15 protein-coding genes, 3 rRNA genes and 1 pseudogene are annotated in these 25,808 nt (G+C 68.2%); 14 read left to right on the top strand and 5 right to left on the bottom strand.

The window, feature by feature from the left end; genetic code table 11:
• Positions 1 to 29: 29 nt before the first annotated feature.
• A complete protein-coding gene (gene secA2 / locus AMYTH_RS0123050; protein ID WP_410468338.1) occupies positions 30 to 2,330 on the bottom strand; it encodes an accessory Sec system translocase SecA2 in 2,301 nt (766 codons plus the stop codon).
• Between the two features lie 177 nt (positions 2,331 to 2,507).
• Here secA2 and AMYTH_RS0123045 point away from each other — a divergent pair, with 177 nt between their 5' ends.
• Together AMYTH_RS0123045 and AMYTH_RS0123040 are read left to right on the top strand one after the other, a co-directional pair.
• The gene (locus tag AMYTH_RS0123045) at positions 2,508 to 4,058 is read left to right on the top strand and encodes an alpha/beta hydrolase (RefSeq protein ID WP_027932289.1); all 1,551 of its coding nucleotides are present in this window, start codon (positions 2,508 to 2,510) and stop codon (positions 4,056 to 4,058) included.
• A 22-nt stretch (positions 4,059 to 4,080) separates the two neighbouring features.
• Positions 4,081 to 5,637: an alpha/beta hydrolase gene (locus AMYTH_RS0123040; RefSeq protein WP_051362801.1), complete on the top strand. Its 1,557-nt coding sequence runs from the start codon at positions 4,081 to 4,083 to the stop codon at positions 5,635 to 5,637.
• Here the strand turns inward: AMYTH_RS0123040 and AMYTH_RS0123035 are convergent.
• Both AMYTH_RS0123035 and AMYTH_RS0123030 read right to left on the bottom strand, forming a co-directional pair.
• Positions 5,634 to 6,326 (bottom strand): LppX_LprAFG lipoprotein, encoded by a 693-nt coding sequence (locus AMYTH_RS0123035; protein ID WP_027932287.1) that lies wholly within the window; start codon positions 6,324 to 6,326, stop codon positions 5,634 to 5,636. The genes AMYTH_RS0123040 and AMYTH_RS0123035 overlap by 4 nt on opposite strands.
• A gap of 16 nt (positions 6,327 to 6,342) precedes the next feature.
• Entirely contained in the window at positions 6,343 to 7,293 is a 951-nt protein-coding gene (locus AMYTH_RS0123030; protein ID WP_084022856.1) for a GlxA family transcriptional regulator, read from the bottom strand.
• On the opposite strand from AMYTH_RS0123030, the gene AMYTH_RS0123025 reads away from it, so the two are divergent.
• From AMYTH_RS0123025 to AMYTH_RS51250, 10 genes and pseudogenes are all read left to right on the top strand, one after another.
• Positions 7,292 to 8,647, top strand: coding sequence for an MFS transporter (locus AMYTH_RS0123025; RefSeq protein WP_228684922.1), 1,356 nt, complete (start codon positions 7,292 to 7,294; stop codon positions 8,645 to 8,647). The two genes, AMYTH_RS0123030 and AMYTH_RS0123025, sit on opposite strands and share 2 nt — an antisense overlap.
• Positions 8,648 to 8,656: 9 nt before the next feature.
• Entirely contained in the window at positions 8,657 to 10,000 is a 1,344-nt protein-coding gene (gene glnA, locus AMYTH_RS0123020) for a type I glutamate--ammonia ligase (RefSeq protein ID WP_017987056.1), read from the top strand.
• A 375-nt stretch (positions 10,001 to 10,375) separates the two neighbouring features.
• Positions 10,376 to 11,898, top strand: a 16S ribosomal RNA gene (locus AMYTH_RS0123015).
• Between the two features lie 282 nt (positions 11,899 to 12,180).
• Positions 12,181 to 15,295 (top strand): 23S ribosomal RNA (locus tag AMYTH_RS0123010).
• A gap of 76 nt (positions 15,296 to 15,371) precedes the next feature.
• Positions 15,372 to 15,488, top strand: a 5S ribosomal RNA gene (gene rrf / locus AMYTH_RS0123005).
• Together the 16S, 23S and 5S rRNA genes form the textbook arrangement of a ribosomal RNA operon.
• A gap of 88 nt (positions 15,489 to 15,576) precedes the next feature.
• The gene (locus AMYTH_RS0123000) at positions 15,577 to 16,320 is read left to right on the top strand and encodes a type 1 glutamine amidotransferase (RefSeq protein ID WP_027932284.1); all 744 of its coding nucleotides are present in this window, start codon (positions 15,577 to 15,579) and stop codon (positions 16,318 to 16,320) included.
• A gap of 39 nt (positions 16,321 to 16,359) precedes the next feature.
• The gene (locus AMYTH_RS0122995; protein ID WP_027932283.1) at positions 16,360 to 19,338 is read left to right on the top strand and encodes a bifunctional [glutamine synthetase] adenylyltransferase/[glutamine synthetase]-adenylyl-L-tyrosine phosphorylase; all 2,979 of its coding nucleotides are present in this window, start codon (positions 16,360 to 16,362) and stop codon (positions 19,336 to 19,338) included.
• A 52-nt stretch (positions 19,339 to 19,390) separates the two neighbouring features.
• Positions 19,391 to 19,816 (top strand): acyl-CoA thioesterase, encoded by a 426-nt coding sequence (locus tag AMYTH_RS0122990; RefSeq protein WP_027932282.1) that lies wholly within the window; start codon positions 19,391 to 19,393, stop codon positions 19,814 to 19,816.
• A 91-nt stretch (positions 19,817 to 19,907) separates the two neighbouring features.
• Positions 19,908 to 20,069, top strand: coding sequence for a hypothetical protein (locus AMYTH_RS49005; RefSeq protein ID WP_157360652.1), 162 nt, complete (start codon positions 19,908 to 19,910; stop codon positions 20,067 to 20,069).
• A gap of 19 nt (positions 20,070 to 20,088) precedes the next feature.
• Positions 20,089 to 20,336 (top strand): annotated as a pseudogene (locus AMYTH_RS51250) (ABC transporter ATP-binding protein); the annotation flags it as partial.
• A 118-nt stretch (positions 20,337 to 20,454) separates the two neighbouring features.
• On the opposite strand, the gene glnA (AMYTH_RS0122980) reads toward AMYTH_RS51250, so the two are convergent.
• Complete coding sequence (gene glnA / locus AMYTH_RS0122980; protein WP_027932281.1) at positions 20,455 to 21,879, bottom strand: type I glutamate--ammonia ligase; 1,425 nt, start codon at positions 21,877 to 21,879, stop codon at positions 20,455 to 20,457.
• A gap of 173 nt (positions 21,880 to 22,052) precedes the next feature.
• On the opposite strand from glnA (AMYTH_RS0122980), the gene AMYTH_RS0122975 reads away from it, so the two are divergent.
• Positions 22,053 to 22,526: an RDD family protein gene (locus AMYTH_RS0122975; protein ID WP_084022661.1), complete on the top strand. Its 474-nt coding sequence runs from the start codon at positions 22,053 to 22,055 to the stop codon at positions 22,524 to 22,526.
• 53 nt (positions 22,527 to 22,579) lie between these two features.
• Here the strand turns inward: AMYTH_RS0122975 and AMYTH_RS0122970 are convergent, their stop codons facing one another.
• A complete protein-coding gene (locus AMYTH_RS0122970; protein ID WP_027932279.1) occupies positions 22,580 to 23,311 on the bottom strand; it encodes a DUF4191 domain-containing protein in 732 nt (243 codons plus the stop codon).
• Positions 23,312 to 23,391: 80 nt separating this feature from the next.
• On the opposite strand from AMYTH_RS0122970, the gene AMYTH_RS0122965 reads away from it, so the two are divergent.
• Positions 23,392 to 25,452: an ATP-dependent helicase gene (locus tag AMYTH_RS0122965; protein WP_027932278.1), complete on the top strand. Its 2,061-nt coding sequence runs from the start codon at positions 23,392 to 23,394 to the stop codon at positions 25,450 to 25,452.
• Positions 25,453 to 25,808: the final 356 nt, after the last annotated feature.

The following is a 25,808-nucleotide window of genomic DNA, read 5'->3' as shown; positions in this document are numbered from 1 at the left end:
TCATTGTCGGCCACGCCCCGGATGCCCGCTCAGTTCTTCTTGCGCCGCAAGAGGCTGCGCACCTGCCGCAGCGTCTCCTCGAAGCCCGCGTCGAACGGCGCGTCGTGCACCAGGTACGTCCAGGTCGAGCTGGCCCGCCGCACACCGGAGGCGGCGAGGTCGATCCCGTCGTCCCCGATCTCGGCGTCGGCGAGCGTCTCGGCGGACCGCTCCTTGATCGCGGGCACGATCTTGCGGAACTCCGGGATCGCGATGCGGTGGAACTCGTCCAGCGGCGTCTCCCGCGCCAGCGCGCGCAGGTGGATGCTCTCCCGCACGTCGGTGAGGAACGCGAGATGGTCCGACCACATCTGGTCCAGGTGGTACAGCATGATCTCGCGGCAGACCTGCTTCGCCTTCTCTTCACTGACCTTCTCGGTCAGCTCGTCGTAGCGCTTCTCGCCGGACAGCGCCTCCGCGGCCGCGTCGGTCCGGAGCAGCTCGTCGCGGTACTCCAGCAGCTCGCGCCGCTGGTGCTCGATCAGGCGCGTGTAGCGCCAGGTGTTGCGGTGGATCTCCAGGTCCACGCCCTCGGCGACGCGCTGCGCGTGGTCGATGTGCCGCTTCGCCGCCGGGTCGGTGATCTCGCCCGTCTCGTCGTCGGCGGTGATGCCGTCCGGCACGTCCGGCGCGTTCGAGGTGACCAGCTCGTCGTTCAGGCTCGCGAAGAACACCGCGCTGCCCGGGTCGCCCTGGCGGCCGGACCGGCCGCGCAGCTGACCGTCCAGGCGGCTCGACGGGTACCGCGCGGTGCCGATGACGTGCAGACCGCCCAGCTCGGCGACGCGTTCACGGTCCTTGCCGTCCGCGCCGCCCAGCCGGATGTCGGTGCCGCGGCCTGCCATCTGGGTCGACACGGTGATCGCGCCGTACTTGCCCGCCTCGGCGATGATCGCGGCTTCCTCGGCGTCGTTGCGCGCGTTGAGGACGACGCACGGCAGGTCGGCCTTCGCCAGCTTCTCGGCGAGCTCCTCGGACTCGGCGACGTCCTGCGTGCCGACGAGGATCGGCCGCCCGGTCTCGTGCACCTCGCGGATCTCCTTGACGATCGCGCGCAGCTTGTGCGACGGCGAGGCGAAGATCCGGTCGTCGAGGTCCTCGCGGACGTTCGGCTTGTTCGGCGGGATGACCGCCACCTCGAGCTGGTAGAACTCGCGCAGCTGCTCGGCGACCGCGACCGCGGTGCCGGTCATGCCCGCGACCTGCGGGTACCGGGCGATCAGCGCCTGCACGGTGATCGAGTCGAGGATCTCGCCGCGGTCGGTAGGCGCGACCTGCTCCTTCGCCTCGACCGCGGCCTGCAGCCCGTCCGGCCAGCGCTGCAGCTCGGCGACCCGGCCGCGGGAGGCGTTGATCAGCTCGACCTTGCCGTCGCGCACCAGGTAGTCGACGTCGCGGGTGAGCAGCGCGTGTGCGTGCAGGGCGACGTTGACCGCCGCCAGCCGCTCGGAGCCGGACTCGCTGTACAGGTCGACCCCGCCGAGAGCCTTCTCCACGACGGACGCGCCGGCCGTGGTCAGCCACGCGTTGCGGCCGTCGGTGTCGGTCTCGTAGTGCAGGCCGAGCCGCAGCCGCCGGACCACGTTGGCGACCTCGGTGTCGGCGACGGCCTGGTCCACCGAGCCGGCCATGACCAGCGGGACCCGCGCCTCGTCGACCAGCACCGAGTCGGCCTCGTCGATGATCGCGACCTCGGGGGCGGGCTGGACGACGTCCTCGGCGCGGGTGACGAGCCGGTCGCGCAGCATGTCGAACCCGATCTCGCTGACTGCGCCGTAGGTGACCTCGGCGTCGTAGGCCACACGCCGCTCCTCGCGGGTGAGGCTGCCGTCGACCCAGCCGACCGTGACGCCGAGCAGGTCGTACACCGGCTTCATCCACTCGCCGTCGCGGCGGGCCAGGTAGTCGTTGACGGAGATGACGTGCACGCGCTTGCCCTGCAGCGCGTACCCCGCGGCGGCGAGCGCGCCGGCCAGCGTCTTGCCCTCACCGGTCTGCATCTGCACGACGTGTCCGGACAGCAGGCCCATCGTGCCGAGCAGCTGCACGTCGAACGCGCGCTCGTCCAGCGCCCGCCGCGCGGCTTCGCGGCCGAGCGCGCACAGCTCCACCAGCTGCGGGTCGCCGAGCTCGGCCTCCAGGCGGAGCTTGCCCGCGCGCTCGGTCAGCTCCGCGTCGCTCAGGGCCTCCAGCTCGGGTTCGAGCGCCTCGATGTCCGGCAGCAGCGCCTCGTACTTGGTCAGCTCGACGCTGCCCGGCCGCTCGATGAGCTTGCGCAACCGCTTGCCCATCCGGCTGATCAGTGCTGGCACCCGTGGTCTCCTGTCCTTCTCGCGCGCAACCCACCAGCCAACGAGGTGGCGGTGCACCTGTGTTCCCACTCAGGATGGCACGATCACGACGTGCGCTTCCTTCCGCGAGCCAGGTCCCGGTCCGTACGAGCCGCCGTCCTCGGCGCCTGCCTGCTGGTGCCGGTCGCGGCCTGCACCTCGCCGGGGCCCACGCCGGCTCCGGCGCCGACGGCAACCACCGAGTCGGCCGGGCCGGCCGGGGTGGTGCCGGCCGGGCTGGAGCGGTTCTACGCACAGCCGTTGACCTGGGGCGACTGTGCACCTTACGCGAGTTCGGACGACGTCAGGTCCGCCTTCAGCAGTAATGATCTCCAGTGCGCCCGGCTGACCGTGCCGCTGGACTACACGAAGCCGCAGGGCGACACGATCACGATCGGCGTGCTCCGGCACAAGGCGACGGGCAACCGGCTCGGGGCGCTCGTGCTCAACCCGGGCGGCCCCGGCGCGTCCGGCATGTACGCCGCCGCCGGTCTCGCGCCGCAGGTCGCGAACACCGACCTCGGCAAGCGCTTCGACATCGTCGGCTTCGACCCGCGGGGGATCGGCGCCAGCGAACCGGACGTGACCTGCCTGACCGACGCCGAGCGGGACGAGCAGCGCGCCGAGGACCTGGAGGCCGACGGCAGCCCGGCAGGCGTGGCCAAGCAGGACGCCGAGTCCAAGGAGTTCGCCGACAAGTGCGCCGAGCGGACCCGGTTCGGCACCGCGATGCTCGCGAACCTGGGCACCCGTGACGTCGTCAAGGACATGGACGTCCTGCGGTCGGCGCTGGGCGAGGAGAAGCTGACCTACCTCGGCTACTCCTACGGCACGCGGATCGGCTACACCTACGCCGAGACGTTCCCGCAGAACGTGCGCGCCATGGTGCTCGACGGCGCGCTCGACCCGAGCCAGGACGAGGTCGAGTCGCTGGTCGCGCAGGGGCAGGGCTTCGGCGTCGCGTTCAACGACTTCGCCAAGTGGTGCGCCGCCCGCCGCGACTGCGCGCTCGGCGCCGACCCGGCACGCGCGACGCAGGCCTTCCAGAACCTGGTGCGGCCGCTGATCGACAACCCGGTCCGCCTCCGCGACGGCCGGGTCCTCAGCTACGACGACGCCACGCTCGGCGCGATCCAGGCGCTGTACTCGCAGCAGTTGTGGGCGCCGCTGAACGCAGGCCTCAACGAGCTGAAGAGCGGCCAGGGCGCCACGTTGATGGCGCTGGCCGACCAGTACAACGAGCGCGACTCCAGCGGCAACTACGCCAACACGCAGGACGCCTTCACCGCGATCCGCTGCGTCGACGACCCGCCGGTGACCGACCGCGCCGAGATCCTCGAGGCGGAGAACCGCTACGACCAGGTGGCGCCCTTCCTCGACGACGGCAGGCCCAACGGCGCCGCGCTGGACCCGTGCGCGTTCTGGCCGGTGCCCAACACCTCGGAGCCGCACGAGCCGAACGTCGCGGGCGTGCCGCCGGTCCTGGTGATCTCGACCACGAACGATCCGGCCACCCCGTACCAGGCGGGGGTGAACCTCGCGAAGGCGATGAAGGGCGCGCTGCTGACGTTCGAGGGCACCCAGCACACCGTCTTCCTGCAGGGAGTCGACTGCGTGGACGACATCGGCAGCGCGTACCTGATCGACGGGACCCTGCCCGCGGAAGGCGCGCGCTGTACCTCTCGGTGACCGGACTGGCACGATGTGAACGATGCGTTTTCCCCGCCGACGGAGGCTGCTCGCCGCGGGCCTGGTGGCCGCCGCGCTGACCGCGTGCACCACGCAGACCCCCGCACCGCCGCCGTCACCCTCGCCGGTGGCGGCGGACGCCCACGCGCTCGACCGCTTCTACGACCAGCAGCTCGCGTGGGGTGACTGCGCGGCGTACGCGACGGGGCAGCAGAGCGCGGACGCGTTCCGCACGCCCGGTGTGGAGTGCGCCCGGCTGACCGTTCCGCTGGACTACGCGAACCCGCGCGGCGAGACGATCACCGTCGGCGTGCTGCGGCACAAGGCGCTCGACCCGGCGCACCGCATCGGCTCGCTGGTCATGAACCCGGGCGGCCCCGGCGGTTCCGGCATGGAGGCGGCCGCCCGGCTGGTGCCGACAGTCTCGAACAACGCGATCGGCCTGCGGTTCGACTTCGTCGGCTTCGACCCGCGCGGTGTGGGGGCCAGCCAACCGCGCGTGCGGTGCCTGACCGACGCCGAACGCGACGCCGAGCGGGCGAGCAACCCGGGCGCCTCGGACGCCGCGTGGACCGGGCAGGCGACGGCCTTCGCGGCGAAGTGCGCCCAGCGCACCGAGCACGGCGACGCGATGCTGGCCAACATGGGCACGCGGGACGTGGTCAAGGACCTCGACGTCCTGCGGGCCGCGCTGGGCGAGGCGAAGCTGAGCTACCTCGGCTACTCCTACGGCACCCAGATCGGTTACAGCTACGCCGAGGCCTTCCCGGAGCGGGTCCGCGCGTTGCTGCTGGACGGTGCGATCGACCCGGCGGCGAACGACCCGGACTCGCTGGTCGCGCAGGGCGCCGGGTTCTCGCGCGCGTTCGGCGAGTTCGCCGCCGAGTGCGCGCGGCACGACGGCTGCGCGCTGGGCCGCGACCCGGCGAAGGCGGCGGCCGAGTTCCAGAACCTGGTCCAGCCGCTGGTCGGCGCGCCGGCGAAGACCGGCGACGGCAGGCACCTGTCCTACCGGGACGCCATCACGGGCGTGGTCGAGGCGATGTACTCGAGCCAGTCCTGGCCGTTCCTCAACACCGGGCTCGGCTTGCTGCGCGGCGGTGACGGCTCGGTCCTGCTCCGGCTCGCCGACGGCTACTACGAGCGCGACGCCGACGGCCGGTACTCCTCGTTGCAGGACGCCTACTACGCGGTGCGCTGCGTGGACAACCCGCGTGCGGTCGATCCGGCGGTGTCCCGGCAGCGGATGGCCGACGCCGCGCCGTTCCTCGGCTCGGGCCGCCCTGACCAGGGCGAACTCGACGTGTGCGCGTCCTGGCCGGTGCCCAGCACGTCGCAGCCGCACCGGCCAACGGTCACCTCCGCCGCGCCACCGCTGGTCATCTCGACGACCGGCGACCCGGTGACCCCGTACCAGGCGGGTGTCAACCTCGCGAACGTCTTCCGGGGCGGGCTGCTCACGGTCGACGGCACGCAGCACACCGCGTTCCTGCACGGCAACATGTGCGTGGACGTCGCCGGCCTGGACTACCTGGTGGACGGCTCCCAGCCGCCCCCGGGCACCCGCTGCCAGGCCTAACCGCCGGTCGTGGTCCCGACCGGCACGTTCTGGTCGGACAGCGCGAGCTCCAGCTGGATGGCGCCTTCGTTCGGCTGCCGCGGCGGCACCTGGATCCACACGCGCACCAGGTTGCGTGGCTCGGCCTTGGTGACCCAGAACTTGATGTCCACGTCGGCCTGGATGCCGGGGATGACGCTGGAGATGACGTCCTTCGCCAGCTCGCCGGTGACCCGGTAGGCCTCGACGCCGAGGACGTCCTCCTTCGTCTCCGTCTTCAGCGCGGTCGCCTCCGACATCAGCTTGGGCAGGCCGCGCTCGGAGTCGAGCAGCGTCATCGGGTTGTAGTCGGCGGGCACCGGGGCCTGCCGCTGCTGGCCCTTGGTGTCGGTGAGGAACAGCGTCTCGCCGACGAGCACGTAGTCCAGCTCGAACCGGTCGGCCGAGGCCTGCACGTCCGCCTGCCCGATCGCCGTGCCGTGCGGCCCGCCGTCCTTGCTGGCCTGCCCCTTGACCTCGCGGATGTCCAGGCCGGGGATGGTCGAGCTGACGCTGAAGTCGAACCGCACGCTGCGGATCCCGTTCAGGCTCGTCTCGGCGGCGTCCACGAGCGCGCGCCCGTCGGGGAGTGGTTCCTCTGGCGCGGCCGAACAGGCGGTGGACAGCGCCAGGACCAGGGCGAGGACACCGGCGGTGCGTCGGCGGAGCATGCGTCCAAGGTAGCGATCAGCGGCGGGCGAACGTCCGGCGGTATGCCAGCGGTGCGACGCCGATCGCGGCGTTGAGGTGCTGCCGCAGCGACGCCGCGGTGCCCAGCCCCGACTCGGCCGCCACCCGGTCGACGGGAAGATCCGTGGTCTCCAGGAGGTGGCGGGCGTGCAGCACCCGCTGCTGGTTCAGCCAGGCGCGGGGCGACTGCCCGGTCTCCGCGCGGAAGCGGCGGCTGAAGGTGCGCACGCTCATGCCCGCGTGCTTCGCGAGCGCGGCCAGGTCGAGCGGTTCGCCGAGCCGTTCCAGCACCCACGCGCGCGTCGCGGCGGTGCTGCCGTCGGCCTCGGGCAGCGGCTGCTCGATGAACTGCGACTGCCCGCCATCGCGCCACGGTGGCACGACGCAGTAGCGGGCGACCTGGTTGGCGACCGCGCTGCCGTGGTCGGACCGCACGAGGTGCAGGCACAGGTCCACGCCGGCGGCCAGCCCGGCCGAGGTCAGGACGTCGCCGTCGTCCACGAACAACACGTTCTCGTCCAGGTCGACCCGCGGGTAGAGGCGCCGGAAGGCGGGCGCGTGCGCCCAGTGGGTGGTCGCTCGGCGCCCGTCGAGCACGCCGGCGGCGGCCAGCACGAACGCGCCGGTGCAGATCGACACGAGCCGCGCCGACGACGGGATCCGGGCCAGCGCCGCGGCCAGCTCGGGCGGCAGCACGCCCTCCTGCCGCGGCCCGTGCACGCGGGTGCCGGGGATGACGACGGTGTCGGCGTCCTCCAGTGCTTCCGGACCGTGGTCGAGGTGCGCCTCGTACCCGTGGCTGACCCGCACCGGCCGGTCGTCGACCCCGCAGACCCGCACGTCGTAGAGCCGTTCGCCGTCCTGCGTGGCGGTGCCGAACACGAGCGGCGCGATGTTCAGGTCGTACCCGACCACTTCGGAGACCGCGAGGACCACAACCCGGTGCATGGCCGGATTCTTGCACATATTGGCGCTCCGGCCACTCGTCCAGGTGATCGCGATCGGGGAGCATGTACCGGTGACAAGAACGAAGTCGCGCATCCACCCGGCCTGGTTCGTCGCCTTCGCGGCATTCGTCGCGCTGGTGGGCGCCGCCGGTTTCCGCGCCACCCCGAGCGTGCTGATCGACCCGCTGCACGAGGAGTTCGGCTGGTCGACGGCCACGATCTCGGCCGCGGTGTCGATCAACCTCCTGCTCTACGGCCTGACCGCGCCGTTCGCCGCGGCGCTGATGGAGCGGCTCGGCATGCGCAAGGTCGTGACCGGCGCGCTGGTCCTGGTCGCGGCGGGCAGCGGGCTGACGGTCTTCATGACCGCGAGCTGGCAGCTGCTGCTGTGCTGGGGCGTGCTGGTCGGGCTGGGGACCGGCTCGATGGCGCTGGCGTTCGTGGCGACCGTGACCGCGCGCTGGTTCGTCCGCCACCGCGGCCTGGTCAGCGGAATCCTGACCGCGGCGGGCGCGGCCGGGCAGCTGGTGTTCCTGCCCCTGCTCGCCGCGCTGGCCACGAACGACGGCTGGCGCACCGCGTCGCTGGTGGTCGCGTTCGCCGCGCTGGCCGTCGTGCCGATCACGTTGATCTTCCTGCGCGACCACCCGAGCGAGATCGGGACGACCGCGTACGGGGCGACCGAGCCGGCGGAGGCGCCGCCGCACTCCTCCGGTGCCGCGCGGCGTGCGCTGCAGGTGCTGGGGCAGGCCGCGAAGACGCCGACGTTCTGGCTCCTCGCGGGCGGGTTCGCGATCTGTGGGGCGTCCACGAACGGCCTGGTCGGCACCCACTTCGTGCCGGCCGCGCACGAGCACGGGATGCCGGCGACCACGGCCGCTTCGCTGCTCGCGCTGGTGGGCATCTTCGACGTGGCCGGCACCATCGCCTCCGGCTGGTTCACCGACCGCGTCAACCCGCGGATCCTGCTCGGCGTGTACTACTTCCTGCGCGGCGGGTCGCTGGTCCTGCTGCCGCAGCTGTTCGCGCCCACCACCGAGCCGCCGATGTGGGCGTTCATCATCTTCTACGGACTGGACTGGGTCGCCACGGTGCCGCCCACGGTGGCGCTGGCCCGTGAGCACTTCGGCCTGAGCGGTCCCATCGTGTTCGGCTGGGTCTTCGCGTCCCACCAGGTCGGCGCGTCGATCGCCGCGGTGGGCGCCGGCCTGATCCACGACCACGCCGGGAGTTACGACCTCGCGTGGTACATCTCGGGCGGTCTGTGCGCGCTGGCTGCGGTGATGTCGCTGGTCATTCCCTCCGTCAGGGCAACACCGGAACCACGAAACATGCCGTTAACACGCCATGCGTAGGGTGCGGCCATGGATCGCCAGCAGGAGTTCGTGCTGCGCACGCTGGAAGAACGTGACATCCGGTTCGTTCGTCTGTGGTTCACCGACGTCCTCGGTTTCCTGAAGTCGGTGGCGGTGGCCCCCGCCGAGCTCGAGGGCGCCTTCAGCGACGGGATCGGGTTCGACGGATCGGCCATCGAAGGCTTCGCGCGCGTCTACGAATCGGACATGGTCGCGAAGCCCGACCCGTCGACGTTCCAGGTGCTGCCCTGGGAGACCCCGGAGGGCGGGCACTACTCGGCGCGGATGTTCTGCGACATCGCGATGCCCGACGGGTCGCCGTCCTGGGCCGACCCGCGGCACGTGCTGCGGCGCCAGCTGTCGAAGGCGGGGGAGGCCGGGTTCACCTGCTACGTGCACCCGGAGATCGAGTTCTTCCTGCTCTCGTCGTTGCCGTCGGACGGCAGCGAGCCCGAGCCCGCGGACAACGGCGGGTACTTCGACCAGGCCAGCCACGCGACCGCGACACACTTCCGCCGCCACGCCATCGAGGCGCTGGAGGCGATGGGCATCTCGGTGGAGTTCAGCCACCACGAGGGCGCGCCGGGGCAGCAGGAGATCGACCTGCGCTACGCCGACGCGCTGACCATGGCCGACAACGTCATGACGTTCCGGTACGTGGTCAAGGAGGTCGCGCTGACCCAGGGGGTGCGCGCGACGTTCATGCCGAAACCGTTCACCGAGCAGCCCGGCTCGGGGATGCACACCCACGTGTCGTTGTTCGAGGGCGACCGCAACGCGTTCCACAACCCGGAAGATCCGTACGAGTTGTCCGAGACGGGCAAGGCCTTCGTGGCCGGCCTGCTCCACCACGCGCGGGAGATCTCCGCCGTGACCAACCAGTGGGTGAACTCGTACAAGCGGTTGATCAGCGGGGGAGAGGCGCCGACCACGGTGTCGTGGGGCCGGGCGAACCGCTCCGCGCTGGTGCGGGTGCCGAACTACTCGCCGGGCAAGGCGTCGTCGCGACGGGTCGAGATCCGCACGATCGACTCCGCCTGCAACCCCTACCTGGCGTACTCGGTCGTGATCGCCGCCGGGTTGAAGGGGATCGAGAAGGGCTACGAGCTGCCGCCGGCGGCCGAGGACAACATCTGGTCGATGAGCGACGCCGAGCGCCGCGCGGCCGGGTACGACCAGCTGCCGCAGAACCTCGGCGAGGCCCTCGCCGAGATGGAGAAGTCCGAGCTGCTGCCCGACGCGCTGGGCGAGCACGTCTACGACTTCTTCCTCCGGAACAAGCGCGCCGAGTGGGACGCCTACCGGCGCTCGGTCACGCCGTACGAGCTCAAGACGCTCCTACCGGTGCTCTGACCAGGGGAAATGCCGTTAAGGGACCCCCCTGTTTCAGGGGGGTTTCGGGGCATGTAATCTTCTCTTCGTCGCCAGGGAGACCGGGACGACGGGGCCGAAAGCCCCGGCGGACGGGCCAGGGTCGGGCGGTGTTGACACCGCGAACCGAACCGGGTAAAGTTCTTGGTCGGCCCGCGGGTGGGTCGCCAACCACTACTACTAAACCAGTAGGGTTGCTGACGCCCTCCGCGAGAACAAAAAAGCTTTGTAGAAGCAGCAGCTTCGTGTTGTTTGAGAACTCAACAGTGTATTGATGAGCTAAAGCCAGTTGATTAGCTAGAACCCTTTGTGGGTTCCTTTGAGGCTATGAGAATAGCCGGGTTTGATTTTCTGACATTGTTGGAGAGTTTGATCCTGGCTCAGGACGAACGCTGGCGGCGTGCTTAACACATGCAAGTCGAACGCTGAAGCATCTTCGGGTGTGGATGAGTGGCGAACGGGTGAGTAACACGTGGGTAACCTGCCCTGTACTTTGGGATAAGCCCTGGAAACGGGGTCTAATACCGAATATGACTCGCTAAGGCATCTTGGTGGGTGGAAAGTTTCGGCGGTACAGGATGGGCCCGCGGCCTATCAGCTTGTTGGTGGGGTAGTGGCCTACCAAGGCGACGACGGGTAGCCGGCCTGAGAGGGTGACCGGCCACACTGGGACTGAGACACGGCCCAGACTCCTACGGGAGGCAGCAGTGGGGAATATTGCACAATGGGCGGAAGCCTGATGCAGCGACGCCGCGTGAGGGATGACGGCCTTCGGGTTGTAAACCTCTTTCGCCAGGGACGAAGCGTAAGTGACGGTACCTGGAGAAGAAGCACCGGCTAACTACGTGCCAGCAGCCGCGGTAATACGTAGGGTGCAAGCGTTGTCCGGAATTATTGGGCGTAAAGAGCTCGTAGGCGGCTTGTCGCGTCTGCTGTGAAAATCCGGGGCTTAACTCCGGACCTGCAGTGGATACGGGCAGGCTTGAGTTCGGTAGGGGAGACTGGAATTCCTGGTGTAGCGGTGAAATGCGCAGATATCAGGAGGAACACCGGTGGCGAAGGCGGGTCTCTGGGCCGATACTGACGCTGAGGAGCGAAAGCGTGGGGAGCGAACAGGATTAGATACCCTGGTAGTCCACGCTGTAAACGTTGGGCGCTAGGTGTGGGCGACTTCCACGTTGTCCGTGCCGTAGCTAACGCATTAAGCGCCCCGCCTGGGGAGTACGGCCGCAAGGCTAAAACTCAAAGGAATTGACGGGGGCCCGCACAAGCGGCGGAGCATGTGGATTAATTCGATGCAACGCGAAGAACCTTACCTGGGCTTGACATGCACTGGAAACCGGCAGAGATGTCGGCCCCCTTGTGGCCGGTGTGCAGGTGGTGCATGGCTGTCGTCAGCTCGTGTCGTGAGATGTTGGGTTAAGTCCCGCAACGAGCGCAACCCTTGTCCTGTGTTGCCAGCGCGTAATGGCGGGGACTCGCGGGAGACTGCCGGGGTCAACTCGGAGGAAGGTGGGGATGACGTCAAGTCATCATGCCCCTTATGTCCAGGGCTTCACACATGCTACAATGGCTGGTACAGAGGGCTGCGATACTGTGAGGTGGAGCGAATCCCTTAAAGCCGGTCTCAGTTCGGATCGCAGTCTGCAACTCGACTGCGTGAAGTCGGAGTCGCTAGTAATCGCAGATCAGCAACGCTGCGGTGAATACGTTCCCGGGCCTTGTACACACCGCCCGTCACGTCATGAAAGTCGGTAACACCCGAAGCCCATGGCCCAACCCCGCTTGCGGGGAGGGAGTGGTCGAAGGTGGGACTGGCGATTGGGACGAAGTCGTAACAAGGTAGCCGTACCGGAAGGTGCGGCTGGATCACCTCCTTTCTAAGGAGCAACTCACTTCCATCCCTTGAGGATGGAGTGGCTGAGTCTAGTACCCGAGTGTGGTGCTGCTCAGACGCTCAAGGAATTGTGGACGGCTGGCTGATGCTCATCACTTGGATCAAGGGTGTGTCTAGTACTGCTGGCTTCGGTCGGCGTGGAACGGGCGCTGGAGATCTCGGGTGGTGGGTGTTCATCTTTACGCTGTTGGGTCCTGAGGCAACACGGTGTGTTGTTTCTGGGTGTGGTGTTTGAGAATTGCAGAGTGGATGCGAGCATCTTTGTGGTCAAGTTGTTAAGGGCACATGGTGGATGTCTTGGCATCAGGAGCCGATGAAGGACGTGGGAGGCTGCGATAAGCCTCGGGGAGCTGTCAACCGAGCTGTGATCCGAGGGTGTCCGAATGGGGAAACCCAGCACCTGTTATGAGGTGTTACCCATACCTGAATATATAGGGTATGTGGAGGGAACGCGGGGAAGTGAAACATCTCAGTACCCGTAGGAAGAGAAAACACTAGTGATTCCGTGAGTAGTGGCGAGCGAAAGCGGAGGAGGCTAAACCGTGCGCATGTGATACCTGTCAGGGGTTGTGTGTGCGGGGTTGTGGGACCTGCCTTTCAGGAGCTGACACTCCTGGCATCGTGCTGCATGGCTAGTGGAACCGCCTGGGATGGTGGACCGGAGTGGGTGAGAGTCCCGTACGCGAAAGCTGTGTTGGTGTGGTGTGGTGGTGTTCCCGAGTAGCAGCGAGCTCGTGGAATTTGCTGTGAATCTGCCGGGACCACTCGGTAAGCCTAAATACTTCCTGGTGACCGATAGCGGACGAGTACCGTGAGGGAAAGATGAAAAGTACCCCGGGAGGGGAGTGAAAGAGTACCTGAAACCGTGTGCCTACAAGCCGTCAGAGCAAGCGTTTGTTTTGTGATGGCGTGCCTTTTGAAGAATGAGCCTGCGAGTTAGTGCTGCGTGGCGAGGTTAACCCGTGTGGGGTAGCCGTAGCGAAAGCGAGTCTGAATAGGGCGTGTGAGTCGCGTGGTCTAGACCCGAAGCGGAGTGATCTACCCATGGCCAGGCTGAAGCGAGGGTAAGACCTCGTGGAGGGCCGAACCCACCAGGGTTGAAAACCTGGGGGATGAGTTGTGGGTAGGGGTGAAAGGCCAATCAAACTCCGTGATAGCTGGTTCTCCCCGAAATGCATTTAGGTGCAGCGTCGCATGTTTCGTGGTGGGGGTAGAGCTACTGGATGGCCTAGGGGCCTTACCGGGTTACCGAAGTCAACCAAACTCCGAATACCATCACGTGAGAGTGCGGCAGTGAGACGGCGGGGGATAAGCTTCGTCGTCGAGAGGGAAACAGCCCAGAACACCGGCTAAGGCCCCTAAGTGTGTGCTTAGTGGGAAAGGATGTGGGGTCGCTTAGACAACCAGGAGGTTGGCTTAGAAGCAGCCACCCTTGAAAGAGTGCGTAATAGCTCACTGGTCAAGTGGTCCTGCGCCGATAATGTAGCGGGGCTGAAGTACACCGCCGAAGCCGTGTCAATAACACAATACATCCGCTTGGTTCTTTGGGAACCTTGTGTAGTGGTGTTGTTGGGTAGGGGAGCGTCCTGCATCCAGGGAAGCGGCCGTGGAAGCGAGTCGTGGAGGGTGTGGGAGTGAGAATGCAGGCATGAGTAGCGAATGCAGAGTGAGAAACTCTGCCGCCGGATGACCAAGGGTTCCTGGGTCAAGTTAATCTGCCCAGGGTAAGTCGGGACCTAAGGCGAGGCCGACAGGCGTAGTCGATGGACAACGGGTTGATATTCCCGTACCCGCGTATGTTCGCCCATGACGAGGCGCATGATACTAACCGCCCTGAACTGTGAGGCTCTTCGGAGTTGAGCGGGGACGCGCGGGACCTGAGTGTGTAGTAGTCAAGCGATGGGGTGACGCAGGAAGGTAGCTCCGCCAGTGAGTGGTTGTACTGGTGTAAGCGTGTAGCCTGGGACATAGGCAAATCCGTGTCCCGTGTAGGGTGAGACGTGATGCGTAGCCGTTGAGGCGAAGTAGGGTGATCCTCTGCTGCCGAGAAAAGCCTCTAGCGAGAACATGTGCGGCCCGTACCCCAAACCGACACAGGTGGTCAGGTAGAGAATACTAAGGCGGTCGGGTGAACTGTGGTTAAGGAACTCGGCAAAATGCCCCCGTAACTTCGGGAGAAGGGGGGCCAAAGCACTTGAAGCCCTTCGCGGGCTAGGGTGAGTTGGCCGCAGAGACCAGCGGAAAGCGACTGTTTACTAAAAACACAGGTCCATGCGAAGTCGTAAGACGAGGTATATGGACTGACGCCTGCCCGGTGCTGGAACGTTAAGAGGACCGGTTAGCTCTTCGGGGCGAAGCTGAGAATTTAAGCGCCAGTAAACGGCGGTGGTAACTATAACCATCCTAAGGTAGCGAAATTCCTTGTCGGGTAAGTTCCGACCTGCACGAATGGCGTAACGACTTTCCGGCTGTCTCAACCACAGGCCCGGTGAAATTGCACTACGAGTAAAGATGCTCGTTACGCGCGGCAGGACGGAAAGACCCCGGGACCTTTACTATAGCTTGGTATTGGTTTTCGGTTCGGCTTGTGTAGGATAGGTGGGAGACTGTGAAGCGGGGACGCTAGTTCTCGTGGAGTCGTTGTTGAAATACCACTCTGGTCGGATTGGGAATCTAACCTAGGGCCCTGATCGGGTTCAGGGACAGTGCCTGGTGGGTAGTTTAACTGGGGCGGTTGCCTCCTAAAAGGTAACGGAGGCGCCCAAAGGTTCCCTCAGCCTGGTTGGCAATCAGGTGTTGAGTGTAAGTGCACAAGGGAGCTTGACTGTGAGACTGACGGGTCGAGCAGGTGCGAAAGCAGGGACTAGTGATCCGGCATCTCCTGGTGGAAGGGATGTCGCTCAACGGATAAAAGGTACCCCGGGGATAACAGGCTGATCTTGCCCAAGAGTCCATATCGACGGCATGGTTTGGCACCTCGATGTCGGCTCGTCGCATCCTGGGGCCGGAGTAGGTCCCAAGGGTTGGGCTGTTCGCCCATTAAAGCGGCACGCGAGCTGGGTTTAGAACGTCGTGAGACAGTTCGGTCCCTATCCGCCGCGCGCGTAGGAGACTTGAGGAAGGCTGTCCCTAGTACGAGAGGACCGGGACGGACGAACCTCTGGTATGCCAGTTGTCACGCCAGTGGCATGGCTGGTTAGCTACGTTCGGAAGGGATAACCGCTGAAGGCATCTAAGCGGGAAGCCTGTTCCTAGATGAGGTCTCCCACCCCTTTGTGGGTTAAGGCCCCCAAGAGACGATTGGGTTGATAGGCCAGACATGGACGCACAGTAATGTGTTTTTGAGTGGACTGGTACTAATAGGCCGAGGACTTGCCCACAAAGCTGCTACGCATCCGCTCTGCAACTCTGAAACACCACACCAGTCTGGAACACTCTGGTGTTGTTTCGGAGAGTTTCGGTGGTCATGGCGGCAGGGAAACGCCCGGTCCCATTCCGAACCCGGAAGCTAAGCCTGCCAGCGCCGATGGTACTGCACCCCCGCGGGTGTGGGAGAGTAGGACACCGCCGAACACAACTTCACAAATAAGCCCAGGGGCTCGGTCGAGAACATCGCGTTCTCCCGAGCCCCTGGGCGTTTTTGTGCCCTTATCCTGGACGCATGACGCGCCTCCTGGTCCTGCAGCCCGACCCGTCCGATCCGATCGGGCCCCTCGGCGACTGGCTCACCGCGGCCGGCGCGGAACTCGACCTCCGGCGCCTGCCCGAGGACCCGCTCCCCGGCACCCTCGACGGGTACCAGGGCCTCGTCTGCCTCGGCGGCGGAATGAACGCCGAAGACGACACCAAGCACCCCTGGCTCGCCGACGTCCGGGCGTTCCTCGCGACCGCGGCCCGCACGAGCCTGCCGACGCTCGCGATCTGTCTCGGCGCTCAGCTCCTCGCTGTCGCCACCGGTGGGCGCGTCGAGCCGGGCGAGTCCGGACCAGAGGTGGGGGCAGCGCTCGTCGCCAAGAAGGACGCAGCCTGGACCGATCCCCTCTTCGCCGACCTCCCGCTCATGCAGGACGTCATGCACTTCCACGAGGACGTCATCACCCAGCTGCCCCGTGGCGCCGTTCTGCTCGCATCCGCTCCCAAGTACCCCAACCAGGCCTTCCGGCTGCACCGCTGCGCCTACGGCATCCAGTTCCACATCGAGACCACCACCCAGGTCGTGCAGGCCTGGGCCGACGAGGCGCCCCAGATGGCGGCGACCCGCCCCGCGAGCGCGTTCGACACCGAAACTCTCGATCGCAACCACGCCGACATCGCCGAGGCCTGGCAGCCGTTTGCCACCAGGTTCGTCCGGCTGGCTGAAGGTGCCCTCGAGAGCGCCCCGCCGGCGTCCCTTCCGCTCACTTGATCGACAACGACCAGCCCGGCACGGTTACGGTGGACCCTGATGGCAGAGCAGTCACGAGGGGCTGGATCCCCTGCGCGCTACGGCTTCACCGACGACCGTGCCGAGGAGCACCTCCGCGCCGCCGGCTGGTGGACCGACACCGGGCCCGCCCCGGAAGCGCTGGACATCCTCGTCGCCCTGTCCCGCAGCGCCGATCCCGACCTGGCCTTGCGCAGTCTCGACCGCATCCGCGAGACCGACGAGCAGGGCTGGCCCGCCCTGACCGCCGCCCTGCGCGACAACCCCACGCTGCGCGGCCGGCTGGTCGGCGTCCTCGGCACATCGAGCGCGCTCGGTGACTTCCTCGTCGGCCACCCCGGCGAATGGACCCGCCTCGCCGCCGACAAGTGCACCGACGCCGACTGCTACGCCGAAACCATGCTCGACGCCGTCCGGGAGGACGGCGAGATCCGCACAGGCGCCCCAGCGGAGAACGCGCTGCGCACCGCCTACCGCGGCCTGCTACTCGAAATCGCCGGCACCGACCTCGGGCACCTCGTCGAGGGCAAGCTCGACCGGCCCCGCTACGCGGAGGTCGCCCAGCAGCTCACACTCCTCGCCGAAGCGGCGCTCGTCACCGGTCTCGAAATCGCGCAGGCAGAGCAGGCGCCCAAGGGACTCGGCGACACCCGCCTGGCGGTCATCGCCATGGGCAAGTGCGGCGGCCGCGAACTCAACTACGTCAGCGACGTCGACGTCATCTTCGTCGGCGAGGGCGACCTGCAGCTCGCCACCCGTCTCGCCAGCACGATGATGCGCATCGTCGGCAAGGCGTGCTTCGAGGTCGACGCGGCTCTCCGCCCCGAGGGCAAACAGGGGGCCCTCGTCCGCACCCTCGAGGGCCACACCGCCTACTACGCGAAGTGGGCGCGCACCTGGGAGTTCCAGGCCCTCCTCAAGGCCCGCCCGGTCGCCGGGGACGCCGACCTCGGCAACCAGTACGCCGAGATGGTCACCTCCATGGTGTGGTCGGCCGCCGAGCGGGAGAACTTCGTCGCCGACGTCCAGCAGATGCGCAGGCGGGTCGAGGGACACGTGCCGTCCGAGCTCGCCGAGCGTGAGCTGAAGCTCGGCCGCGGTGGCCTGCGGGACGTCGAGTTCGCGGTCCAGCTGCTCCAGCTCGTCCACGGCCGGGCCGATCCGAACCTGCGATCGCCGTCCACCGTCGAGGCCCTGACGGCGCTCGGCTCGGGTGGGTACGTCGGCCGCAGTGACGCGGCCGAGCTGGAGATGTCGTACGAGTTCCTGCGGACGGTCGAGCACCGGCTGCAGTTGCGCCGCCTGCGCCGCACCCACCTGTTCCCGGACTTCAACGACTCGGACGAGCTACGCGTGCTCGGCCGGGCGATCGGCATCCGCCCCGAGATGGCCCGCGGCGAGGGCGAGATCCTGCTCGTCGAGTTCCGCCGCCACAACCAGCGGATCCGCCGGCTCCACGAAAAGCTGTTCTACCGCCCGCTGCTGCAGTCCGTGGCCAGTGTGTCCACTGAGGACCTTCGTCTCACCACGAAGCAGGCCGCGCAACGCCTCGCGGCTCTCGGTTACGCGGCGCCCGACGGCGCGCTGCAGCACATCCGCGCACTCACCTCCGGGGTTTCCCGCCGGGCCGCCATCCAGAAGGCGCTGCTCCCCGTCCTGCTCGACCTGCTCGCCGACACCCCGGACCCGGACGGCGGGCTGCTCGCGTATCGGAAGGTGTCCGAGGCGCTGGAGGACACCCCGTGGTACCTGCGGGTGCTGCGGGACGAGGGTGCGGTCGTCGAACGGCTCGCGTCGCTGCTCGGCACGTCGAAGCTGGTGCCGGACCTGCTGGTGCGCGCGCCCGAGGTCCTGCAACTGCTCGGCGACCCCGCGCGGCTGACCGGCCGGACGCCCGCCGAGGTGGCGAAGTCGCTGCGGGCGACGGTGCGCCGGCAGCCCGGGCTCAACGCGGCGGTGGCGGCGGCGCGGTCCTTGCGGCGCCACGAGGTCCTGCGCGTCGCCGCGGCCGATCTGCTCGGCCTGTTGGACGTGCGTGAGGTGTGCGAGGCGCTGTCCTCGGTGTGGGTCGCCGTGTTGCAGAGCGCATTGTCGGCGGCGATCCGCAAGCGCTGTGCTGAACTGGGTGGTGAGGCGGCGAAGATCGCCGTGATCGGCATGGGCCGGCTGGGTGGCGCCGAGCTGGGCTACGGCTCGGACGCCGACGTCCTCTTCGTCTGCGAGCCCGCCGAGGGCGTGTCCGACGGCGACGCGGTGCGCTACGCGTCCTCGGTCGCCGAGACGGTGCGCAAGATGCTCGGCGCCCCGAGCGCGGACCCGCCCCTGCAGGTGGACGCCGACCTGCGGCCGGAGGGGCGCGGCGGTCCGCTGGTGCGCACGCTCGACTCGTACCGGGCGTACTACGCGCGCTGGGGCGAGGTCTGGGAGACGCAGGCGCTGCTGCGCGCCCGGTTCGTCGCCGGTGACGCGGAGCTGGGGGAGCGGTTCATCGAGATGATCGACCCGATCCGTTACCCGGACGGCGGGCTGGACGCGTCCCGCGCCCGTGAGGTGCGGCGGATGAAGGCGCGGGTGGACACCGAGCGGATGCCGCGCGGAGCCGATCCGACCCTGCACACCAAGCTGGGCCGGGGCGGGCTGGCCGACGTCGAGTGGACGGTGCAGCTCTTCCAGTTGCGGCACGCGTTCGAGGTTCCGGACCTGCGGACCACGTCGACCCCACGAGCGCTCGCCGCGCTGGCCGAGGCGGGCCTGGCCGAGCCGGAGGACACCGCGTCGCTCACCGAGGCCTGGCTGCTCGCGACCCGGGTGCGCAACGCCGCGATGCTGGTCCGCGGCAAGGCCGTCGACCAGGTGCCCAGCTCGGGCCGCGACCTTGCCGCGGTCGCGCGCATCCTTGGGCAGGGCGCCGACGACGACCCGGGCGAGTTCCTCGACTCCTACCGCCGCACCACCCGGCGGGCGCACGCCGTCGTCGAGAGGCTTTTCTACGAGGCCTGACGTGGCGAACGTCCCAGCCCGCGGCGGCTCGGTCTCGCTTTACAGTGGATCCGTGACTGAGCGCGAACCGTTCCGGGTGGAGATCAAGGTCAGGCACTACGAGCTGGACACGCTCGGCCACCTCAACCACGCGGTGTACCACTCCTACGGCGAGGTCGCGCGCATCGAGGCGATGGAGCTCGCCGGCGGCGGCAAGCTGCGTGAGGAGAACGTGTCGCCCGTGCTGCTGGAGTCGCACATCGTCTTCCGCCGCGAGATCCGCGGCGGCGAAACCGTCTACGCGACGTGCGAGGCGAAGTTCGGCACCGGCAAGACGTTCCGGATGACCAACAACATCCTCAAGGCCGACGGCACGCTGTCCGCGGAGATCACCAGCACCCTCGGGCTGATGGACCTCGAGCGCCGCAAGCTGGTCGAGGACCCGCGCGGACGCTTCGAGCGCGCCGGGGTCGACCTGTCGGTCCTCGGCGCCGAGTAGCCCAACCTCCTTCACCGCGTGGCCGGCGTCTTAGTGGTGCTCGGACTCCTGGCGTTCCCTGCCGCCCAGAGGTGCCGCCTGAGGAGTCCCCATGCACCGGTTCCCCCGCCGCTGCTTCTTCAAGGAGCAGCACCTCGACGTGAGCCTGGAGACCGCCCAGGGCGGCGTGGCGATCGTGCCCGGTGTGATGAGCGGGCGGTTCCAGTTCGGCTTCAGTAACAACTGGCGTTCCCGGACATCGCCGTCGGCGTGATCGTCGGCAGCGTCCCGGTCCTGCGCTCGCGTTGATGGACGAGCCGTTCGCCGCGGTTGACGCGCAGACCCGCGCCGAACTCGGCTCGGCGTGACCATCCTGTTCGTCACGCACGACATCGACGAGGCGATCTACCTCGGCCGCCGGGTGCTGGTGCTGTCCAACCGGCCCACCGTCGTGCTCGAAGACGTGCCGGTCGACCTGCCCGACGAACGGGACCAGCTGTCGACCCGGTCCACGCCGAACGCCGAGCTGCGCGCGCGTGTACGGGCAGATCCAGCTGGCCAAGCAGGGATACCGGCCACGGAAATAAAGAACGCCGACGGCGAGGGCGTTTTCCGCTCCTCGCCGCCGGCGCGCTCAGGGTGTTTCTACCCAGTACGGATCACACGTCGTAGTACAGCGCGAACTCGTACGGGTGCGGACGCAGCCGCAGCGGGTCGATCTCGGTCTCGCGCTTGAGCGAGATCCACGTCTCGATGACGTCGGGGGTGAACACGCCGCCCTCGGTGAGGAAGTCGTGGTCGGCCTCGAGGTTGTTCAGCACCTCGTCGAGGGTCGCCGGGACCTGCTTGACGTCCTTGGCCTCCTCCGGCGGAAGCTCGTACAGGTCCTTGTCGATCGGCTCCGGCGGCTCGATCTTGTTCTTGATGCCGTCCAGGCCGGCCATCATCATCGCGGCGAACGCGAGGTACGGGTTGCCGGACGAGTCCGGGCACCGGAACTCGATGCGCTTGGCCTTGGCGTTGGACCCGGTGATCGGGATCCGGACGCACGCCGAGCGGTTGCGCTGCGAGTACACCAGGCTGACCGGCGCCTCGAAGCCCGGCACCAGGCGGTGGTAGGAGTTCACCGTCGGGTTGGTGAAGGCCAGCAGCGACGGGGCGTGGGCCAGGATGCCGCCGATGTAGTGGCGCGCCATGTCCGACAGGCCGGCGTAACCGGACTCGTCGTAGAACAGCGGCTGGCCGTCCTTCCACAGCGACTGGTGGCAGTGCATGCCCGAACCGTTGTCACCGAACAGCGGCTTCGGCATGAAGGTCGCGGTCTTGCCGGCGTTCCACGCGGTGTTCTTCACGATGTACTTGAACAGCTGCAGGTCGTCCGCAGCGTGCAGCAGCGTGTTGAACTTGTAGTTGATCTCGGCCTGGCCCGCGGTGCCCACCTCGTGGTGCGCGCGCTCGAGGGTGAAGCCGGAGTTGATCAGCTTCTGGCTGATCTCGTCACGCAGGTCGGCGAAGTGGTCGACCGGCGGGACGGGGAAGTAGCCGCCCTTGAAGCGGGTCTTGTAACCGCGGTTGCCGCCCTCTTCGTCGCGGCCGGTGTTCCACCAGCCCTCGACCGAGTCGATCTCGTGGAAGGAGCCGTTCTCGCGCGAGTCGAAGCGCACCGAGTCGAACACGTAGAACTCGGCCTCCGGGCCGAAGAACACGGTGTCGGCGACGCCGGACTCGGCGATGTACTGCTCGGCCTTGCGCGCGATGTTGCGCGGGTCCCGGCTGTACGCCTCACGGGTGAACGGGTCGTGCACGAAGAAGTTGATGGAGAGGGTCTTCTCCTTGCGGAACGGGTCGATCCGCGCGGTCTCCGGGTCGGGCAGCAGCAGCATGTCGGACTCGTGGATCGACTGGAAGCCGCGCACCGAGGAGCCGTCGAAGGCCAGGCCCTCTTCGAACGCGTCCGCGTCGAACGCCTTCGCAGGGACGGTGAAGTGCTGCATCACACCCGGCAGATCACAGAACCTGACGTCAACGAACTGCACGTCCTCATCTGCGATGAGACGCTGGATATCGTCTGGAGTAGTGGACACCCTCTGTAACTCCTTCATACGCATTGCCGGGGGCAGTACTCTCTTCGGCTCACGCTAAGAGCGCGGTGTTGCCCGACCGTCACCCGTATGTTTCGCGGAGGTTAACGGGTTGGGCGATACCCCCCAGCAGACCAGGGCGGACGTGGCGCACGCCACCGGCATACCCTGGTCGGGTGGCGAGATGGACCGGTGAGTGGTTGTCCGCACCTCGGCTCGGCGCCGAGGAGCCCCCGCGCTGGCGAGGGGAACGCCTCGGCCTTCCCGAGCAGGGGGTCGGCGCCGTGGCCGGTGGCGGCGCGCGCCTGCTCGGCCTGGTCGTCGACCTGGTCGCCGCGTCCCTGCTGACCTCCCTCTTCGTGCGCCCCGACCTGCAGGACACCGCCGCGATGCAGTCCTACAACCTGTGGGCTGTCGCCGTGTGGGCGATCATCACGGTCGTCCCGGTCTCGTTCTTCGGGTTCACCCCGGGCATGTTCGTGACCGGCATCCGCGTCGCCCGCCTGGACGGCGCCGGGATGGTCGGGGTCCCAAGGGCGATCGTCCGCGCCGCGCTCACGTTCGTGATCATTCCGGCCGCGATCCGCAACGCCGACGGCCGCAGCTGGCTCGACCGCCTCACCGGGACCGTCGTCATCCGGATGCGCTGAGGCCGAAAAAGGCCCCGACCTGCCTGGTCGGGGCCTTCTCTTCGGGTACGGGGTCAGCGGCGCTTGATGACGCGCTGCACGCTGCGCATCTTCGCGCCCTGCGGCATCGGGCCCTTCGGCATCGCGGCGCCACCGCGGTTGCCGAGCGCGGCGAGCTTCGCCTCCAGCGCGTCGACCTGCGCCGGGCGGAGGTTGCGCGGCAGCTTCATCATGTGGCTCGACAGGCGGCGCAGCGGGACCTGGCCCTCCTCGTTGCCGACCACGACCTCGTAGATCGGGGTGTCGCCGACCAGGCGGGCCACGCGCTTCTTCTCCTGCGAGAGCAGGTTCCGCACGCGGTGCGGGGCGCCCTCACCGACCAGCACGACACCCGGGCCACCCAGCACGCGGTGCACGGCGTCGAGCTGCGTGGTCGCGGCCACCGTCTGGGTGACCTTCCAGCGGCCGCGCAGGTTGTCCAGCGCCCAGCCCGCGGCTCCCGGCTGGCCCTCGGCCTTCGCGAACACCGTGCGCTGCACCCGGCGACCGAAGATGATCACTGCGGCGAGCACGCCGAGGACGATGCCCAGCGGCAACAGGACCCACAGCATGCCGAGCAGCAGCCCGACCACGACGAAGACGCCGGCCACGACCAGGAACGCGGCGAGCATCCACGGGAGGAGCGCCTTGTCCTCCCGGCGCTGCATCTTGAACGCTTCCCAGATCTGACCGCGCCGGGCCTTGCTCGCGGCGCGTCGTTCCCGCTTGGCCTGCTTGGCAGCCACTTTGTCCTGCTTTCCCGCCATATGAACCAGGATACGGCCGGGCAGGGCGACGCGATCCTGTCGGTCCCCTCTGCGAGGATGCCGGGGTGGCTAGCGCACCTGTGACCAAGTCCCCGACGGGCCTGTTGGACGGGCTGGACCCCGAGCAGCGTGCCGCCGCGGCAGCCCCGCGCGGGCCGGTCTGCGTCCTGGCCGGCGCGGGCACCGGCAAGACGCGCACCATCACCCACCGCATCGCGCACCTGATCGCGTCCGGGCACGTTTCCGCAGGTCAGGTGCTCGCGGTCACGTTCACCGCGCGCGCGGCGGGGGAGATGCGGACGCGGCTGCGCGCGCTGGGGGTCGACGGCGCCCAGGCGCTGACGTTCCACGCGGCGGCGCGGCGGCAGCTGCGGTACTTCTGGCCGCGCGTGGTGGGCGACCGGATGTGGGACCTGCTCGACGGCAAGCTGCGGCTGGTCGCCCAGGCGGCGCAGCGCTCGCGGGTCAGCACCGACACGGAGATCCTGCGGGACATCGCGAGCGAGATCGAGTGGGCGAAGGCGTCGCTGATCAGCCCGGAGGACTACCCGGCGCAGGCCGCGCGGCTGCAGCGGGACACGCCGATGCAGGCCGCACAGGTGGCCGAGGTGTACCGCAAGTACGAAGAGGTCAAGAACGCGGCGCGGATGCTCGACTTCGACGACCTCCTGCTGCACACGACGGCCGCGCTGGAGGACAACGCGGACGTCGCCCGCGAGTTCCGCGACCGGTACCGGTGCTTCGTCGTCGACGAGTACCAGGACGTCACCCCGTTGCAGCAGCGGCTGCTCGACGCGTGGCTGGGCGGCCGCGACGACATCACGGTGGTCGGCGACGCGAACCAGACCATCTATTCGTTCGGCGGGGCGTCGCCGCGGCCGCTGCTGGACTTCACGCGGCGGTTCCCGGAAGCGACGGTGGTGCGGCTGGAGCGGGACTACCGGTCCACGCCGCAGGTGGTCGAGCTGGCGAACAAGGTGATCGGCGCCGCGCGGGGGCGGCCGGCGGGGTCGCGGCTGAAGCTGATCGGGCAGCGCCCGGACGGCCCGCAGCCGCGGTTCGCGGAGTTCGACGACGAGCCGACGGAGGCCGGCGCGGTCGCCGGGCGGGTGCGGCAGCTGCTGGACGCTGGGGTGCCTGCGAGCGAGATCGCGATCCTGTACCGGGTCAACGCACAGTCGGAGGTGTACGAGCAGGCGCTGACGGACCTGGAGATCCCGTACCTGGTGCGCGGCGGCGAGCGGTTCTTCGAGCGGCGGGAGATCCGGCAGGCGATGGTCTCGCTGCGCACGGCCGCGGCGGATCCGCCTCCGGGTGACCTGGTGACGGTGGTCCGTGCGGTGCTGGCCCGGGTCGGTTTGACGGAGCAGCCGCCGTCGGGCGGGGCGGCGAAGGAGCGGTGGGACGCGCTGCTGGCGCTGGTGGAGCTGGCCGAGGAGCTGGCGGCGTCGGTGGAGGGCGCGTCGATGGGCCGGTACGTCGCGGAGCTGGAGCAGCGCGCGGCGGCGCAGCACCCGCCGACGGTCGAGGGGGTGACCCTGGCGTCGTTGCACGCGGCGAAGGGCCTGGAGTGGGACGCGGTGTTCCTGGTGGGGCTCGCCGAGGGCACGATGCCGATCCAGCGCGCCGACGGCGACGAGGCGGCGATCGAGGAGGAGCGCAGGCTCTTCTACGTGGGGGTCACCCGCGCGCGGGAGCACCTGTGGTTGTCGTGGTCGCTGTCGCGGCACCCCGGCGGGCGACGGCACCGCCGCCGCAGCCGGTTCCTGTACGGCCTGATCCCGGAGGAACACCCGACGGCGCGGGTGCCCCGCCGCGCGGCGACCACAAGGACGAAGCCGAGCTGCCGCATGTGCGGCGAACAGCTGGCGAACACGCTCGAGGTGAAGCTGGGACGCTGCGCCCGCTGCCCGAGCGACCTCGACGAGGGCCTGCTGACGCGGCTGAAGGAGTGGCGAGCCGAGCGTGCGCGCGAACTGAAGGTGCCGCCGTTCGTCGTCTTCACGGACGCCACGCTGGTCGCAATAGCCGAACAACGCCCCGACGACCAGCGCGGGCTGGTCGCGATATCCGGCATCGGCCCGACAAAGGTGCAACGCTTCGGCGACGAGGTCCTGTCCCTCCTCCGAGAGCACATCTGAGCGGTTGTTCCGGTGGGTGGCCGGTTCTCGGTGTCCAGTGGGTGGGTGGTTCTCGGATCCCCGGTCGTCGGCCGGTTCTCGGCTGTCTGGTGAGTGGCTGTTTCTCGGTGGCCCACTGGGTGGCTGTTTCTTAGTGGCCCGGTGGGTGGCTGTTTCTCGGTTGCCCGGCCGGCGGCCGCTTCTCGGTTCCCCGGTGGGTAGGTGTTTCTCGGTCGCCCGGTGGTGGCTGTTTCTCAGTGGTCCAGGGGGTGGGTGGTTCTCGGTTCCCCGGTGGGTGGCTGATTCTCGGTTGTCCGATGAGCGGCCGTTCCTGATCGGTCGTTTGGTGGGATGGCTGTTCCTGCCCCGTTGTTCGG

The sequence above is a fragment of the Amycolatopsis thermoflava N1165 genome, from assembly GCF_000473265.1.
GTDB lineage: Bacteria > Actinomycetota > Actinomycetes > Mycobacteriales > Pseudonocardiaceae > Amycolatopsis_E > Amycolatopsis_E thermoflava.
This window is presented reverse-complemented; position numbering and strand designations above follow the sequence as displayed.